The sequence below is a fragment of the Vagococcus sp. WN89Y genome, assembly GCF_052220145.1.
Lineage (GTDB): Bacteria > Pseudomonadota > Gammaproteobacteria > Enterobacterales > Enterobacteriaceae > Kosakonia.
The window spans coordinates 147,889-163,420 of record NZ_JBQPOM010000029.1; the positions used below are offsets into that span (position 1 = coordinate 147,889).

General features: G+C 54.2%; 14 protein-coding genes and 4 tRNA genes. 5 read left to right on the forward strand and 13 right to left on the reverse strand.

Features of this window, described 5'->3' with window-relative positions:
• Positions 1 to 10: 10 nt before the first annotated feature.
• Positions 11 to 2,029: an NAD-dependent DNA ligase LigA gene (gene ligA / locus ACTU3N_RS11705; protein ID WP_443086306.1), complete on the forward strand. Its 2,019-nt coding sequence runs from the start codon at positions 11 to 13 to the stop codon at positions 2,027 to 2,029.
• Positions 2,030 to 2,242: a DUF3820 family protein gene (locus ACTU3N_RS11710; RefSeq protein ID WP_443086307.1), complete on the forward strand. Its 213-nt coding sequence runs from the start codon at positions 2,030 to 2,032 to the stop codon at positions 2,240 to 2,242.
• Here ACTU3N_RS11710 and ACTU3N_RS11715 read toward each other — a convergent pair.
• Entirely contained in the window at positions 2,239 to 3,228 is a 990-nt protein-coding gene (locus tag ACTU3N_RS11715; protein WP_443086308.1) for a bile acid:sodium symporter family protein, read from the reverse strand. The genes ACTU3N_RS11710 and ACTU3N_RS11715 overlap by 4 nt on opposite strands.
• An 89-nt stretch (positions 3,229 to 3,317) precedes the next feature.
• Here ACTU3N_RS11715 and ACTU3N_RS11720 point away from each other — a divergent pair, with 89 nt between their 5' ends.
• The gene (locus ACTU3N_RS11720) at positions 3,318 to 4,247 is read left to right on the forward strand and encodes a LysR family transcriptional regulator (RefSeq protein WP_443086309.1); all 930 of its coding nucleotides are present in this window, start codon (positions 3,318 to 3,320) and stop codon (positions 4,245 to 4,247) included.
• Here ACTU3N_RS11720 and ACTU3N_RS11725 read toward each other — a convergent pair.
• The 5 genes from ACTU3N_RS11725 to ACTU3N_RS11745 all read right to left on the reverse strand — a co-directional run bounded on the left by ACTU3N_RS11725 (position 4,238) and on the right by ACTU3N_RS11745 (position 5,492).
• A complete protein-coding gene (locus tag ACTU3N_RS11725; RefSeq protein WP_443086310.1) occupies positions 4,238 to 4,573 on the reverse strand; it encodes a FlxA-like family protein in 336 nt (111 codons plus the stop codon). The genes ACTU3N_RS11720 and ACTU3N_RS11725 overlap by 10 nt on opposite strands.
• Before the next feature lie 528 nt (positions 4,574 to 5,101).
• Positions 5,102 to 5,177, reverse strand: a tRNA-Lys gene (locus ACTU3N_RS11730).
• 4 nt (positions 5,178 to 5,181) lie between these two features.
• Positions 5,182 to 5,257: transfer RNA gene (locus tag ACTU3N_RS11735), tRNA-Val, on the reverse strand.
• Between the two features lie 42 nt (positions 5,258 to 5,299).
• Positions 5,300 to 5,375: transfer RNA gene (locus tag ACTU3N_RS11740), tRNA-Val, on the reverse strand.
• 41 nt (positions 5,376 to 5,416) lie between these two features.
• Positions 5,417 to 5,492 (reverse strand) — tRNA-Val (locus tag ACTU3N_RS11745).
• A 255-nt stretch (positions 5,493 to 5,747) separates the two neighbouring features.
• On the opposite strand from ACTU3N_RS11745, the gene gltX reads away from it, so the two are divergent.
• Together gltX and ACTU3N_RS11755 are read left to right on the forward strand one after the other, a co-directional pair.
• Complete coding sequence (gene gltX, locus ACTU3N_RS11750) at positions 5,748 to 7,163, forward strand: glutamate--tRNA ligase (protein ID WP_443086311.1); 1,416 nt, start codon at positions 5,748 to 5,750, stop codon at positions 7,161 to 7,163.
• Between the two features lie 189 nt (positions 7,164 to 7,352).
• Positions 7,353 to 8,915 carry an alpha/beta hydrolase-fold protein gene (locus ACTU3N_RS11755; protein ID WP_443086312.1) on the forward strand — a complete coding sequence of 521 codons (1,563 nt, stop codon included), beginning with the start codon at positions 7,353 to 7,355 and terminating at the stop codon, positions 8,913 to 8,915.
• A 40-nt stretch (positions 8,916 to 8,955) separates the two neighbouring features.
• Here the strand turns inward: ACTU3N_RS11755 and ACTU3N_RS11760 are convergent, their stop codons facing one another.
• From ACTU3N_RS11760 to ACTU3N_RS11790, 7 genes are all read right to left on the reverse strand, one after another.
• Entirely contained in the window at positions 8,956 to 9,555 is a 600-nt protein-coding gene (locus ACTU3N_RS11760) for a nitroreductase family protein (RefSeq protein ID WP_443086313.1), read from the reverse strand.
• 115 nt (positions 9,556 to 9,670) lie between these two features.
• Positions 9,671 to 9,880, reverse strand: a complete 210-nt coding sequence (locus ACTU3N_RS11765) for a DUF1471 domain-containing protein (protein WP_443086314.1) — start codon at positions 9,878 to 9,880, stop codon at positions 9,671 to 9,673.
• Positions 9,881 to 10,068: 188 nt separating this feature from the next.
• Positions 10,069 to 10,311 carry a DUF1158 domain-containing protein gene (locus ACTU3N_RS11770; protein WP_443086315.1) on the reverse strand — a complete coding sequence of 81 codons (243 nt, stop codon included), beginning with the start codon at positions 10,309 to 10,311 and terminating at the stop codon, positions 10,069 to 10,071.
• A gap of 71 nt (positions 10,312 to 10,382) precedes the next feature.
• Positions 10,383 to 12,290, reverse strand: coding sequence for a methyl-accepting chemotaxis protein (locus tag ACTU3N_RS11775; RefSeq protein WP_443086316.1), 1,908 nt, complete (start codon positions 12,288 to 12,290; stop codon positions 10,383 to 10,385).
• 152 nt (positions 12,291 to 12,442) lie between these two features.
• Positions 12,443 to 13,561, reverse strand: a complete 1,119-nt coding sequence (locus ACTU3N_RS11780) for a YbdK family carboxylate-amine ligase (RefSeq protein ID WP_443086317.1) — start codon at positions 13,559 to 13,561, stop codon at positions 12,443 to 12,445.
• A gap of 259 nt (positions 13,562 to 13,820) precedes the next feature.
• Positions 13,821 to 14,651: an ABC transporter permease gene (locus ACTU3N_RS11785; protein WP_443086318.1), complete on the reverse strand. Its 831-nt coding sequence runs from the start codon at positions 14,649 to 14,651 to the stop codon at positions 13,821 to 13,823.
• Between the two features lie 7 nt (positions 14,652 to 14,658).
• The gene (locus tag ACTU3N_RS11790; RefSeq protein WP_443086319.1) at positions 14,659 to 15,495 is read right to left on the reverse strand and encodes an ATP-binding cassette domain-containing protein; all 837 of its coding nucleotides are present in this window, start codon (positions 15,493 to 15,495) and stop codon (positions 14,659 to 14,661) included.
• Between the last annotated feature and the right edge of the window lie 37 nt (positions 15,496 to 15,532).

Sequence of the window (15,532 nt, forward strand, 5' to 3'; positions counted from 1 at the left end):
ATGGTGCGATATGGACTCTATTGAACAACAACTGACAGAACTGCGAACTACCCTTCGCCATCATGAATATCTTTATCATGTTATGGATGCGCCGGAAGTGCCGGATGCGGAGTACGATCGGCTGATGCGCGAGCTGCGCGAGCTGGAAGCACAGCATCCTGATTTGATTACACCGGACTCGCCAACCCAGCGCGTGGGCGCAGCACCGCTGACGTCGTTCAGCCAGGTGCGCCACGAAGTGCCGATGCTGTCGCTGGATAACGTTTTCGATGAAGCGAGTTTCCTCGCCTTTAACAAGCGTGTGCAGGATCGCCTGAAAAGCGCCGACGCGCTGGTCTACTGCTGCGAGCTGAAGCTGGACGGTCTGGCGGTAAGTATTCTGTATGAAAACGGTGTGCTGGTGCGTGCCGCCACCCGTGGCGACGGCACCACCGGGGAAGATATCACGGCAAACGTGCGCACTATCCGCGCCATCCCGCTCAAGCTGCATGGCGACAACATCCCGGCCCGGCTGGAAGTGCGCGGCGAAGTCTTTCTGCCGCAGTCCGGCTTTGAAAAGATCAACGAAGAGGCTCGCCGCACCGGTTCGAAAGTCTTTGCCAACCCGCGTAACGCCGCAGCCGGTTCCCTGCGCCAGCTTGACCCACGCATTACGGCAAAACGCCCGCTCACCTTTTTCTGCTATGGCATCGGTATCCTGGAAGGGGGAGAGCTGCCGCGCAGCCACCTGGCGCGTTTACAACAGTTCAAAGCCTGGGGCCTGCCGGTAAGCGATCGCATTCGCTTATGCAGCACGCCGGAAGAGGTGCTGGCGTTTTATCACAACGTCGAGGAAGACCGCGCGACGCTCGGTTTTGACATTGATGGCGTGGTAATCAAGGTGGACTCGCTGGATTTGCAGGAACAGCTGGGCTTTGTTGCCCGCGCGCCGCGCTGGGCTGTGGCGTTTAAATTCCCCGCCCAGGAGCAGATGACCTTTGTACGCGACGTGGAGTTTCAGGTCGGGCGTACCGGAGCGATTACCCCGGTTGCCAGGCTTGAACCGGTGCACGTTGCCGGTGTGCTGGTCAGCAACGCGACGCTGCATAATGCAGACGAAATCGAACGCCTTGGCCTGCGCATTGGCGACAAAGTGGTGATTCGCCGTGCCGGGGATGTTATTCCGCAGGTGGTGAACGTGGTGCTCACCGAGCGCCCTGAGCAGACCTGCGAGGTGGTCTTCCCGCAGCACTGCCCGGTGTGTGGTTCAGACGTGGAGCGTGTTGAGGGCGAAGCCGTTGCCCGCTGTACCGGAGGCTTAATTTGCGGCGCGCAGCGTAAAGAGTCGCTAAAACATTTTGTTTCCCGCCGGGCGATGGATGTGGACGGTATGGGCGATAAAATCATCGACCAGCTGGTTGAGAAAGAGTACGTGCATACGCCTGCCGATCTGTTCCGTCTCACTGCCGGGAAACTGACAGGGCTGGATCGTATGGGGCCAAAATCTGCGCAAAATATTGTCGCCGCGCTGGAAAAGTCAAAAGAGACGACCTTTGCCCGCTTCCTTTATGCACTCGGTATTCGCGAAGTGGGCGAAGCAACCGCCGCCGGGCTGGCGGCGTATTTCGGCACGCTGGACGCCCTGATGGCCGCATCGGTTGATGAGCTGCAGAAAGTGCCGGATGTCGGCGTTGTGGTTGCAACACACGTGGATAACTTCTTTAAAGAAGAGAGCAACCGCGAGGTGATTCGCCAGCTTGTGGAGGAGGTCGGTATTCACTGGCCTGCGCCACAGGTGGTCAGGGCAGAGGAGATAGATAGCCCCTTTGCCGGGAAAACGGTGGTCCTGACCGGCAGTCTCAGCCAGCTTTCACGTGATGAAGCCAAAGCGCGTCTCACAGCCCTGGGGGCGAAAGTGGCGGGCAGCGTATCGAAGAAGACCGATTTGGTGATCGCTGGCGAAGCGGCAGGCTCCAAACTGGCGAAGGCGCAGGAGCTGGGGATCGACGTCATTGATGAAGCAGAAATGATACGCTTGCTGGGAGAGTAAATGGAAAAAGAACAGCTGATCGACATCGCTAACACCGTGATGCCTTTCGGGAAATATCAGGGGCGGCGGTTAATCGATCTGCCGGAAGAGTACCTGCTGTGGTTCGCCCGCAAGGATGAATTTCCTGCCGGGCGGCTGGGCGAGTTGATGCAGATTACGTTGCTGATAAAAACCGAGGGGCTGAGCCATCTGGTGCAGCCCCTGCGGCGTTAGGCTTTCGCCGCTTCCTGCGCCTGCTGCTGCTCCGTCTGACGTTTATAACGGCGCGCCAGCACGGCGCAGACCATCAGCTGGATCTGGTGGAAAATCATCAGTGGCAGCACCATCATACCGATAACCGAGGTCGGAAAGAGGATGTTTGCCATCGGGATACCATTGGCAAGACTCTTTTTCGACCCACAGAAGACAATCGTTATTTCGTCGGCTTTATTAAAGCCGCATTTGCGTGCGACCACCACGTTAACCACTATCACAATTGCCAGCAGCACGATGCTGACCACAACGATAAACAGCAGCGAACCGATACCTACCTTGTGCCAGATACCGTTGACTACCGCTTCGCTAAAGGCGGTATAAACGACCAGCAGAATGGAGGTCTGATCGGTTTTCGAAATCCACTTTTTGTTGCGCGCCACCCAGTTACCAATCCACGGGCGTGATAAATGACCAAGAACAAACGGCAGCAGCAGTTGCAGCATAATTTTCCCGACCTGCTCCAGGCTGCCTTGCGCGCCGTGCAGATCCATCAGCAGACCAACCAGTAGCGGTGAAAGGAAAATCCCCAGCAGGCTGGAGGCTGAGGCAGAGCATACTGCGGCAGCAACGTTCCCACCGGCGAGCGAGGTAAAGGCAATCGCCGACTGAACGGTGGCAGGCAGAATGCACAGATAAAGAAACCCGGTATACAGCTCCTTGCTGACATTAACCGGCGCCCACCAGGCGAAGAGCACGCCCAGCGCGGGGAAGAGCACGAAGGTGCTGCACATCACCCATAAATGAAGGCGCCAGTGGCTCCCACCGGCGATAATTGCCTCGCGGGAAAGTTTTGCGCCATGCATAAAAAACAGCAGCGCAATGGCGGCGGTGGTCAGCCCTTCAACGAAGGGGACGAAGCTCCCGCGCGCCGGGAAAAAAGAGGCCAGCAGAACAACAGCGACCAGGGTCAGCGTAAAGGGATCGAGAATACGAAAAAGTTTCATATGTACTCCTGCAAGTCGGAATCGCTATTGTGCTTTTTCTGCTTTGAGAAATAAAATTGATTTATTGCATCCATTTATGAATTAAGCAGATGAATTACTCTTTACGTCAACTTCGCGTGTTTGTCACGGTAGCACAGGCCAAAAGTTTCAGCCGGGCGGGGGATATGATAGGCCTCAGCCAGTCAGCGGTGAGCCACAGTGTTAAAGAGCTGGAGCAGCAAATTGGCGTGCGTCTGCTCGATCGCACCACCCGCGAGGTGGTGCTGACGGAGGCCGGTCAGCAGCTGGCGGCACGGCTTGAACGCTTATTAGATGAGCTTGGCAGCACGCTGCGCGAAGCCGGTCGCGTCGGGCAGCAATTAATCGGCACCGTGCGCGTGGCGGCGAGCCAAACCATCTCCGCGCATCTTATTCCGCAGTGTATTGCCAGCAGCAATCGTCGTTACCCTGAAATTGATTTTGTGTTGCATGACAGGCCGCAGCAATGGGTGCTGGAGAGTATCCGCCACGGGGAAGTGGATTTTGGCATCGTGATTGATCCCGGCCCGGCGAGCGATTTACAAAGCGAAGAGATCCTTGAAGAGCCGTTTTTCTTATTATGTCGCAACGATCATCCATGGGCGCAGCTGCCTGCGGTGGCGTGGTCAGCATTAGACGGCGCGCCGCTGGTGGTGCAGGATTACGCTTCGGGCAGCCGCCCGTTGATCGATTCTGCGTTGTTACACTTTGCGGTGCGGGCAACCATTGTTCAGGAGATTGGTCATCCGACGACGCTGTTTCCCATGGTGGAGGCAGGAATAGGTATTAGCGTGCTGCCAGCGCTGGCGCTGCCATTGCCCCAGGGCAGCTCGCTGGTGGTGAAACGGCTGGAGCCGACGGTGCTGCGCAAGATTATGCTGGTGCGGCGGAAAAATCGATCACTCTCGGGTGCGGCGCAGGCGTTATGGGAAGTCGTACGAGAACAGGCCCGGTGTTTAAACCAGGCCCGTGAGCACGATCCACTGTTTAATCAGACGTAAACATCGATTTGGTGCTCGTCAGAAGGTTTATTGACCCCTTCCTGTTTTACTTCTTGCTGAGCTTGTTTCTGCTCGGCTTGCTGGGTTTGTTGGCGCTGTAACTGCGCGAGCTGCGCTTCCAGCATCTGGATTTGCGACTGGATCTGCTGCTGCTGTTTCTGTTTTTCTTCCGCTGAGGTGCCTTCAGCATTGGCACTCTCTTTCAACTGCTGTGTCAGTTTGGTGATTTGCTGCGTGATGCGGCTAATCTGCGAAGAGACATCATTGCCGGAAGATGTACTCCCGCTGGTGCTGACTTGCGAAGCGGATGCTGAGATTGTTGTCATAAGATTCCCTTTCTTGCCAAAAATGTAATCATTAATGAGTTAAATAGCGTGTGCCGGTTTGCACACATTGTGCATCATAGCCACACATTAAGGATAAATTATGGATAAATCTCATTAGGCTTATTTATTGAAAAATAAAAAGTTTTAATGATTTTCTATCTGTGCAAAGTCAGTTTTTATCGTTGATATAATAGCGATGAGCAGATGAATATCGTCACTAAAATAAAATCGCAGAAAGGGAGTTTGCGGCGCGGAAAGACAGAAAGCAAAAAAGCGCCGCCAGCGCCATTTTTACATTGGTGGGTCGTGCAGGATGACTCGGCTTCGCCTCGCCCTTCGGGCCGTCGCCGCGAGCGGCTCCGTTGTCTCACTGCTTCGAGGTGAACCTGCTGCAGGTTTACTCGTCTCGTCCTGAGACTCGCCCTGCGGGCCAACGCTGCGCGTTGTGCAAAATTGTTCCGGACAATTTTGTGAATCTTTCTGAAACTCTGGAAAGCAAAAAAGCGCCTTTAGGGCGCTTTTTTACATTGGTGGGTCGTGCAGGATTCGAACCTGCGACCAATTGATTAAAAGTCAACTGCTCTACCAACTGAGCTAACGACCCGAAGTGGTGGGTGATGACGGGATCGAACCGCCGACCCCCTCCTTGTAAGGGAGGTGCTCTCCCAGCTGAGCTAATCACCCACTTCGGTACTTCTGCTTGATAAAAATTCGCTGGCGAGAAAGTGGTGGGTGATGACGGGATCGAACCGCCGACCCCCTCCTTGTAAGGGAGGTGCTCTCCCAGCTGAGCTAATCACCCACTTCTCATTCTTATCTACACTGCGGGAACCACGGAAATCGTGGTGGGTGATGACGGGATCGAACCGCCGACCCCCTCCTTGTAAGGGAGGTGCTCTCCCAGCTGAGCTAATCACCCCCGCTGTGTGGAGTCGCATTATAGGGAGAGTTGAAAATGAGTCAACGCCTTTTCAAAAGAAATTGTTCGTTCGTCGTAAAATTAAACAAAGCGCTGCACAAACGATCGCGACAGCATGATTTCTAAACAAAATAGGTCTAAAAGCCTCTCAATGCGGCAACAACATTGAGGAATCAGCCCACAGTGATAGAATATTGCCCACTTGAATTTCAGCTAGTGCCGACTGTCGGCAACTTTCTAACGTAAGGCCATTTCATGAAAATCAAAACTCGCTTCGCGCCAAGCCCGACCGGCTATCTGCACGTAGGCGGTGCGCGTACTGCTCTCTATTCCTGGCTGTTTGCTCGTCATAACGACGGTGAGTTTGTGCTGCGTATTGAAGACACCGATCTTGAACGCTCCACGCCGGAAGCAATTGAAGCCATTATGGATGGCATGAATTGGCTGAGCCTGGAGTGGGACGAAGGTCCGTACTACCAGACTAAACGTTTCGATCGCTACAATGCCGTGATCGACGAGATGCTGGAAGCCGGCACCGCGTATCGTTGCTACTGCTCCAAAGAGCGTCTGGAAACGTTGCGTGAAACCCAGATGGCGAACGGTGAAAAACCGCGCTATGACGGGCGTTGCCGCCACGACCATTCGCATCATGCCGCTGACGAGCCGCACGTTGTGCGTTTTGCGAACCCGCAAGAGGGGTCGGTTATTTTTGACGATCAGATTCGCGGGCCGATCGAGTTCAGTAATCAGGAGCTTGACGATCTGATCATTCGCCGTACCGATGGATCTCCAACCTATAACTTCTGCGTGGTTGTTGATGACTGGGATATGCAAATAACGCATGTTATTCGTGGCGAAGATCATATCAACAACACACCGCGCCAGATAAACATCCTTAAAGCGTTGAATGCGCCGGTTCCGGTCTATGCGCACGTGTCGATGATTAATGGCGACGACGGTAAAAAACTCTCGAAACGCCACGGCGCGGTCAGCGTGATGCAGTACCGTGATGATGGCTATTTACCGGAAGCACTGCTGAACTACCTGGTGCGTCTGGGCTGGTCCAGCGGCGATCAGGAAATCTTCACGCGTGAAGAGATGATCAAACTCTTTTCACTCGGCGCGGTGAGCAAATCCGCGAGCGCGTTTAACACAGACAAGCTGCTGTGGTTGAACCATCATTACATCAACACGCTGCCGCCGGAGTATGTCGCTACCCATTTGCAGTGGCATATTGAGCAGGAAAATATCGATACCCGTAACGGCCCACAGCTGGCCGAACTGGTAAAACTGCTCGGCGAGCGCTGCAAAACCCTCAAGGAGATGGCCGCAAGCTGCCGCTATTTCTATGAAGATTTTGATAGTTTCGACGCAGATGCAGCCAAAAAACATCTGCGCCCGGTTGCGCGCCAGCCGCTGGAAGTGGTGCGCGATAAACTCGCCGCCATCACCGAGTGGAACTCTGAAAATGTGCATCACGCCATCCAGGCCACCGCCGATGAGCTGGAAGTCGGTATGGGTAAAGTCGGGATGCCGCTGCGCGTGGCGGTGACAGGCGCAGGCCAGTCTCCGGCGCTTGACGTGACGGTTCATGCGATTGGCAAAACCCGCAGCATTGAGCGTATCAATAAAGCGCTGGCCTATATTACCGAGCGCGAAAGCCAGCAGTAATTTTTCGTCCCACTCATTGCTTCATACTCGCCGCCTTCGCATCACCGCAAGGCGGCTTTTTTATGCCGTGAATAATTAATGTGTACCAGTTATGTATTTGCATGGATTTATTATTGATATCAATATGATTGCAAATGATAACTATTTACATTAGCGTCTTGTGACCATTTGCGAAAGGATGCACGGCTGATGAAAATAGCGATGAGTGGTTTACTGGTTGGATTAAGCGCCATGCCGTTAATGGCGGCGATGTGCGAAATGCCTGCGCAGCCAGGAAAGTTACAGGGGACATTTGATGCCAGCGGCGAAGTCTGTTTCCAGCTTCCTGCTTCGGGGGAAAATTATGTTTCAGCGACGCTCATTGGGGCAACGGATGCCCGTTTGCTGAATGCGAACAACTCTCTTCTGCGCACGTTACTCAAGGGCGGGCCAGCCGATGGTCAGCACAGTCTGCTGTTTTCGCTGCCGGAGCGGGAATCCTCTGCGCTGGTACTGAACGGGCACGAAGGCAATAACTGGAGCTTAACCTGGCGAATTGAGGCTGCGACACCGTTGCAAAATACCGTGGATGTCGCGCCGGATAGCCCGCGTTTACAGGCGCTGGCGAAGACGCTGGCGAGCGGTGGTTCTACAGAGGCATTCTGGCAGGAGCGCGCCCGTGTTGGTGCGCCGCTGGTCGAGCCGTTCGATACTGAACATAAACGCGTCACCTTTTTATGGCGCGGCGCGCGCAGTAATGTATTTTTGGTCGGCTCGCCAGAAGGTGATAACGAACCGCTGTACCATCTGGCAAACTCTGACATCTGGTATCGCAGCTATATTGTTCCGTCCAATACACGCCTGCAATATATGCTGGCACCGGATGTTCCTCACATGGATGGCAGCGCGTGGGACAAGCGGCGGGCTATTTTAATCAGCGCGCAGGCCGATCCGCTCAATCCCCATCGTCTGGGCATCAGCGAGACCGATAGCTGGAACCGTTTTTCCCTGCTGGATTTTAACCCGACACGCTATTTCTCAGCCGAGGCTATGGCCCGCCCGGTGCGCCACGGTACGCTGACGCACTATCAATTTTACAGCGAGCGGCTCGGTAACAGCCGGGAAATCATGATCTACCGCCCGCGAAGCGCGCAAGCTGCACGGTGGACGCTGGTGCTGTTTGATGGGCAACAGTGGCAAAAAGATTACCATACCGCGAACGTGCTGGACGGACTGATGGCCCGTCATGCGCTGCCGCCAGTGAACATTGTATTTATCGATAGCCTCGACCCGCTAAGGCGTAATAAAGAGCTGCCGCCCAACCCTGACTTTGCGGATTTTGTCGCGCTTGAACTGTCGCCGTGGTTGCGCCGCCAGGGCATACCGCTGGCGCGTAATAAGACGGTACTTGGCGGAGCCAGCTTTGGCGGGCTGGCAGCTTCCTGGGTGGCGCTGCGCTTCCCGCGCCAGTTTGGCAACGTGCTGAGCCTGTCCGGTTCATACTGGTGGGCACCGGCTGGCGAAGCGGCTGGCTGGTTAACCCGCCAGTTTCAGCAAACGCCGCGCTACCCGCTGCGTTTTTGGATCGGTGCTGGAACGCTTGAACAAGTAGGGCCGCGCGGTGGGATCTATCCTTATGCGCTGGATTTTGAGCAGGCGCTGCGTGAAAAAGGGTATAACCCCGGCTTTCATACCTATGCCAGCGGTCATGGTTACGCGGCCTGGCTGGAGGCGCTGGTCGATGGCTTGCAGGATCTTACCGGTAAGCGCTGATAAAAAAACAACCGCCTGCATGGCGGTTGTTGCTGGCGAATCAGCGGGCAACGATAAAGCGTTTATCATCATCCATATAGGTTTTGTCACCAGCGGGTGCGAGGATGGAGCCAAAGTTCATATGTCCGCGCAGTTTCCAGTTGGCCGGAATGTTCCAGGTGCGCTGCACATCGGCATCAACCAGCGGGTTATAGTGCTGTAAATTTGCCCCAATCCCTTTCTCGGCGAGCGCCAGCCAGACGGCGTATTGGGCAATACCACTGCTGTGTTCAGACCAGACCGGGAAGTTATCGGCGTAGGCGGCAAACTGTTCCTGCAAACTTTTTACCACGTCCTGATCTTCAAAAAACAGTACGGAGCCAGCGGCGGCGGCGAAACCGTCAATTTTCTGCGATGTGGCGGCAAAGTTCTCTTCCGGCACAATTTTTCTTAGCTGTTCGCGAGTTAGTTCCCAGAACTGTTCATGTTCTTTACCCAACAGAATCAGCGCTCTGGAGCTTTGAGAGTTAAATGCCGACGGTGCCTGGCGAATAGCTTCTTTAATCGTTTCGACCACTACATCTTGCGCGACGGGCAGCTCTTTACCAAGGGTATAAATTGTTCTGCGTTGTTTTGCTAACGCAATAAAATTGTCTGACATAACTCCTCCTGATGTTGGCTGCACAGTCGCAGGTTCGGCGGGCTGCACAAACAAAGCGCTAAAAAATTTCTGCAAAAGGCTCATGGCTCACGTCCTGGTTTCGCTGTGAAGCGAATTATTTAATCAGTTCCGCCGTCATATAGACGCCGTTATCGGCACGTGCGCTGGTAATTTTGTAAGAGGCATTGGCTTTTTCAGCCTGGGCGGCGATTTTTGCTTCTGCATCGCTCAGGGTGGAAGCGCTGGCACTCACGCTCTGGGCAAAAGAACCAAATGAGAGTGTAGAAAGTGCGGCAACTGCAACGAAAGTTTTGATGAATTTCATGGTCGGATTCCTGTGTTGTTCTGTTAGGGAAGGGCTGTGTTGCCCTGATGTGATAAATCATAGGCCTGACCAGCGCAGAGTGAAAGCTGAACAATTTGCTGAGTATGTTCAAAATTTTAGAATAACATTGGCAGCAATCCGACAAGGTATACCGTGATATTTCCCTGCTACAAAGAGCAGGGGAGAGGTCAGACAGCGAGCCAGCGCCGCCAGATAAAACGCAGGATAAAGAACTCAATGGTGCCCAGCACTAAAAACCACAGGCAGTAGAGAAGGGTATAAAGCTGGTTTAAATCCAGCAGATGAAAGCGCTGCATCAAACTTTGTGCCAGCTGTATACCCAGCGAGGGCGCAGGCAGCAAGAGGACAGAGATAAAAGCCATAAGCAGAATGCCTGCCAGCGTGACCAGCGTTTCGAGGGGATGTTTCATAAGCGTTAATCGATGGTGAAAAGCGCATTGTCGGGGAAAGCGCGCCGAAGCGCAACGTTCCCCGACCGGTATCACGCGACGATAAAACGATCCACGAGGATGGCCATCGTTTCTGATTGCTTGTCCAGCATCTGGCTGGCGCTGGCGGCGCTCGCCACCAGCCCGGCGTTTTGCTGGGTAACCTGTTCGAGCTGATTGAGCGCCTCATGAATTTGCGCGACGCCTGCGGACTGCTCGCTGGCCGCCCGCGCGATATCGCTGACAAAGGTCATCATCTGCCCGGTATGGTTTTTAGCCGCCTGCAACACGCGATCTGAAGCCTGCACCCGCGTGACGCCTTCTTCAATCTGCTGCATATTTTTACCGATAAGCGCGCGAATCTGGCTGGCTTCGCTGGCGCAACGCTGGGAAAGATTACGCACTTCAATCGCCACCACCGCAAACCCTTTCCCCAGTTCACCGGCGCGGGCGGCCTCAACGGCGGCATTCAGCGCCAGCAAATTGGTCTGAAAAGAGATCTCATCAATGGAGCTGACAATGCTGGCGATTTGCTCGCTGGAGCTACGGATTGCCTGCATGCTCTGACTGGCCTCACCCGCCACGCGGCTGGCTTCCTGCACCTGCTGCTCAACGGCTTCGGTCAGCTTTTTCGCCTCGTTAGCGTTGTCCGCCGTTTGATTGACGGCGGTCGCTATCTGTTCCATGCTGGCTGCGGTTTCAACCAGCGAAGCCGCTTGCTCATCCGTACGGGAGGCCAAATCCTGGTTGCCGTCGGCAATCTCCGAGCTGGCAGAACGCAACACGCTCGCGCCTTGTTTGATTTCCCGCACGATATGCTGAATGTTTTCGATGGACTGATTATAGGCACGGTTAAGCAGCGACAGCTCATCACTGCCCGGCACGTCCAGGCGCTGGGTTAAATCACCCTCCATGCCTTCGATAGTGGTCAGCGAGCGATGCAGCTGGCGATGGATGCTGCTGGCCACCAGCAGGGCAAAAAGCAGCGCAATAATCAGCGCGGCGGCGCTGATAACAGCAAAAAGGATAACCTCATGCCAGGCCTCATCTTCCAGCTGCTGAGCGGTGTGCAGTAAGGTGCTGGCAGCCGTATCTTCCACGGTTTTCAGCGTATTAATGCGCGCTGTTTGAGCAGTGAACCAGTCGGCAGGTTTGATACCAAAACCGCCTGTTGCCGCGCGCTCAATGGCGAGTTTACGCAGGTCTAGCGCATTGGTAGCCTCAGGCGTTTGTAATTGCGCGGTCAGTTTATTGAGCACGCCCGGAGTGCTGAAAGCCCGGGTTGCCGCCAGCCATGCCTGCTGTTTTCCGGCGACGTCGTTAAGCTGGCGAAACTGCTCGGTGGTAAAGCTATCGGCAGAGAAAACGTTGGACATGAGCGCGCGCTCGATGCCGGTCTCCTCTTTCGCACTGAGCACGCTATAATAGGCGGCCAGCTGGTTAACAATGTCACCATTATCAGTAAGCTGACTGATACCGCCGACGACATTGAGCAGATCATTAATAATTGCGCTGTACCATGCCAGCGAGGCTGTGCCGTTCACGCTCTGACTTTGAATTTGCTGGCGGAATGCTTCCAGCCCTTGTTGCTTTCTTTGATACGCTTCTAACGCATGGCGAATATCATTATTCGCGTTCTGAATGGGGAATTGATTAAGCGCCTGCGTTAATTGTTCAATGGCTTGTGCAGAAACCGGATATTGCGCGGCTAATTCATTTTTAAATTGCTGACCTTTACTGCCTAAATAACCCGCGCTTAAACCACGTTCTTTTTGTAATTCATGAATAATATTACCGGCGTTTTGCGCCAGCTGCGTCACCGTCATGATGGTGCGCATCTGCTGGCCGGTCTCCACCCGCGCGACGATGCCGCTTGCCGCTAACCATATGAGCGCAAACAATAAAGGCAGAAGTGCCAGTGCTAATTTCATCTTCATGGAAAAACGATAAATCCAACTCATAATAAATGCCTCTAATCCGCGTTTGCTTATTTTTGTTATCGGATTAGAGGCCTGAGCCTTTATTTATAACGCAAGGCTTGTTGATATTTATCAATCCCCTTTGATTTGCTCTACTCCCTTTGGGTTATTATTTTAAAATATATTCCGGATAATTAACCGGCGGCCCAAATTTCCGCATGTTTTTGCACCAGACCGATTAACGAACCGCCATCGGCGACAAATTCGCGCATCAGTTGTGCTTCGCTTTTGCCCTGTTTCACCACGCCTGCCAGTTCGTCGAGCGCGCTGGTGGCATTGAGCTTATCCGCTGAGGGCGCGAGTTTTTCCAGCATGCGCGTGAGATCGTCAGCGATAGGCACCTGTTCACCGCTATGTACGTCGGTCACCAGCCCTTTTAGCCCGTAACGGCAAGCCTGGAAGCGGTTAAATTTGTATAACAGATAATCCCGCTCCTGGTGTTTAAACGGGCGCTCGGTCAGTATCCAGTGCGACAGCGACTGGATAAAACCAGCAATATTGATGGCATGGCTCAGGGTGAGCGGCGTGTCCATAACCCGGACTTCAACAGTGCCAAAATGCGGGCTGGGGCGGATGTCCCAGTGCAAATCTTTGATGCTGTCAATCATGCTGGTCAAACTTAAACGGCGGAACAGACCTTCAAACTCCTGCCAGTTGTTGACCCACGGCGCGTGGCCGTTGTCCGGGAAGGCTGAGAAAATATTCAGCCGCGATGAGGCAAAGCGCGTGTCGGTCCCCTGCATATAGGGCGATGTGGCGCTAAGCGCGATAAGATGCGGCACAAAACGCGAGAGGCCATGCATCAGGTAAATCGCATCATCTCCGTTCGGGCAACCGATATGCACGTGCTGACCAAAGACCGTTGCCTGCTGAATCAGATAACCAAACATTTCCAGCGTGCGCTGGTAGCGCTCGTCCTCGCACACCAGCTGGCGCTGCCATTTCTGAAAGGGATGCGTGCCGCCGCCGCAAATCTGCACATGGTTATCTGCCGCGGCCTGCAGGATTATATGCTGCATGGCGGAGAACTGATGCTTCGCCTGGCTGATATCCCGGCATACCCCGGTCGCTATCTCCAGCATGCTTTCCGTAATATCGTGCTTCACTTCCCCGGCTTTGACACCGCTTTTTACCGCCTCTATCAGCCGTGAAGAGTCCTGGCTTAAATCATAACCGGGCGGATTAACCACCTGTAATTCCAGCTCGATACCCAGCGTAAACGGTTCTGAAACATGAAAATCGGGTAGTGGCATAGTCGGCTCTTTATCTGTTCATTTCCTCCAGTATGGAAGCGAAAACACGTTTTTTCCTGCCGCACAGTATCAACCGCTCAAATACGCATCACTGACGCAAAAAAAAGCCCGCACTGAATGGCGGGCTAAAAATACTGGAAGCAATGTGAGCAATGTCGTACCGAATACCTGAGTGTTTCGCTCAACTATTCGGTAATGAGAAAGATAATCTTTATCATCTTAACAATCAACCCTGAATTTAGTGCGGTTTACCGCGGTGTTATGAAGCAGGGCGGCGGGCAAAACTTGCCGATAATCTGTCCAGCAAAATAGCCATTAGTACCACCACCAGCCCGCTTTGTAACCCGAGGCCAATTTCCAGCTGCTGGATACTGCCAAGAATATCGTTGCCCAGCCCGCCTGCGCCGACCATCGAGGCAATAATGACCATCGACATGGCCATCATGATGGTCTGGTTGACCCCCGCCATAATGGATGGCTGCGCGGCGGGAAGCTGCACCTTCCATAAAAGTTGCCACGGGGTGCAGCCAAAAGCGATACCGGCTTCCAGCCGCGCCGTGCTCACCTGGCGGATGCCGAGATCGGTCAGGCGCACCACCGGTGGCATCGAAAAAAGAATCGTTGCGAAGATGCCAGGCGGCCTGCCGAGGCCAAACAAAATCGTCGCCGGGATCAGGTAAACAAAGGCGGGCATGGTCTGCATAAAATCCAGCGCTGTTCGCACCACGCTGCCGACAGCTGCCCGGCGAGCGCTCCATATCCCCAGCGGAATACCCAGCAACAGGCTAAAAAAAGTGGAGGTGAGCGTTAACGCAAGCGTTATCGCCGCATGCTCGCTATAACCACTGTAAATAATGTAGAGCGTGGCGAGCAGGGCAAAAAGGGCAAAGCCTTTGCCGACGCGCCAGGCGCCGATCCCGACGGCCAGTGCCACCAGCCCCCACGGGGAGAGCGCCAGCGTGACGTGCTCAAGACCACCGGCAACCAGGTCAATGCTCTGAGCGATGGCGTCAAAAAAGCCACCGGCCCTGGCAAGCAGAGTATGCACGGCCTCATCAACCTGGCGACTGAAATCGAGTGGATAAGTCATAGCGTCCTCACCGCGTTGCCCAAATATCGGCGTAGTTTTCCGCCATTTGCCAGCGGGAAACATCAACGCCGGAAAAAAAGTGACGCACGTAGGGCGTTGCGGGGGCGTTAATTAACGCTTCTGCTTTGCCAACCTGCACCAGTTTGCCTTTTTCCATAATGGCGATGCGTGAACCCAGGCGCAGCGCTTCTTCCATATCATGCGTAACAAAAACAATCGTGCGGCGAGATTCAGCCTGGAGGCTGAGCAGCAGCGATTGCATTTCCCGGCGAATGATTGGGTCCAGCGCAGAGAAGGCTTCATCCATCAACAGCACTGATGGATTGACCACCAGCGCACGCGCCAGGCCGACGCGCTGCTGCATGCCGCCGGAGAGCTGGTGAGGATAGTGCCTGGCCACGTGATGGAGGCCCACTTTGTTGAGCATCTGCAAAGCACGTTGTTCACGCGCCTCGCGCGCGATACCGGCCACCTCCAGCCCAAAGGCCACGTTTTCCAGCACCGTGCGTTCATCAAACAGCGCAAAAGATTGAAAAACCATGCCCATATGTTCCCGGCGCAGGGCGATTAATTCCTGTGCTGATAGCGCTGCGAGCGCCCGGCCCTGGAAGATGACTTCGCCAGAGCTGGCAGGAATAAGGTGGTTCAGCGTGCGTAGCAGCGTTGATTTCCCGGAGCCGGATAAACCGACAATAACAAAAATCTCACCGGCAAAGATTTGCAAATTAATATTTTGCAACGCGGGCACCGCCTCGACTTTTTTACGGCGAGAAAAAAAAGAGCGTTTCCCCACAGCGTAATAGTCTTTATTAACCGAACGTAACTCAAATAATGGCTGTGACATAATCGTGGCTTTTTTTAAAGGATGCCATTTCACACTA

Bases quoted from the DNA above. Each gene is read 5' to 3' on its own strand.
- ligA (WP_443086306.1), top strand. From the start codon at position 11: ATGGACTCTATTGAACAACAACTGACAGAACTGCGAACTACCCTTCGC.
- ACTU3N_RS11710 (WP_443086307.1), top strand. From the start codon at position 2,030: ATGGAAAAAGAACAGCTGATCGACATCGCTAACACCGTGATGCCTTTC.
- ACTU3N_RS11715 (WP_443086308.1), bottom strand. From the start codon at position 3,228: ATGAAACTTTTTCGTATTCTCGATCCCTTTACGCTGACCCTGGTCGCT.
- ACTU3N_RS11720 (WP_443086309.1), top strand. From the start codon at position 3,318: ATGAATTACTCTTTACGTCAACTTCGCGTGTTTGTCACGGTAGCACAG.
- ACTU3N_RS11725 (WP_443086310.1), bottom strand. From the start codon at position 4,573: ATGACAACAATCTCAGCATCCGCTTCGCAAGTCAGCACCAGCGGGAGT.
- gltX (WP_443086311.1), top strand. From the start codon at position 5,748: ATGAAAATCAAAACTCGCTTCGCGCCAAGCCCGACCGGCTATCTGCAC.
- ACTU3N_RS11755 (WP_443086312.1), top strand. From the start codon at position 7,353: ATGAAAATAGCGATGAGTGGTTTACTGGTTGGATTAAGCGCCATGCCG.
- ACTU3N_RS11760 (WP_443086313.1), bottom strand. From the start codon at position 9,555: ATGTCAGACAATTTTATTGCGTTAGCAAAACAACGCAGAACAATTTAT.
- ACTU3N_RS11765 (WP_443086314.1), bottom strand. From the start codon at position 9,880: ATGAAATTCATCAAAACTTTCGTTGCAGTTGCCGCACTTTCTACACTC.
- ACTU3N_RS11770 (WP_443086315.1), bottom strand. From the start codon at position 10,311: ATGAAACATCCCCTCGAAACGCTGGTCACGCTGGCAGGCATTCTGCTT.
- ACTU3N_RS11775 (WP_443086316.1), bottom strand. From the start codon at position 12,290: ATGAGTTGGATTTATCGTTTTTCCATGAAGATGAAATTAGCACTGGCA.
- ACTU3N_RS11780 (WP_443086317.1), bottom strand. From the start codon at position 13,561: ATGCCACTACCCGATTTTCATGTTTCAGAACCGTTTACGCTGGGTATC.
- ACTU3N_RS11785 (WP_443086318.1), bottom strand. From the start codon at position 14,651: ATGACTTATCCACTCGATTTCAGTCGCCAGGTTGATGAGGCCGTGCAT.
- ACTU3N_RS11790 (WP_443086319.1), bottom strand. From the start codon at position 15,495: ATGTCACAGCCATTATTTGAGTTACGTTCGGTTAATAAAGACTATTAC.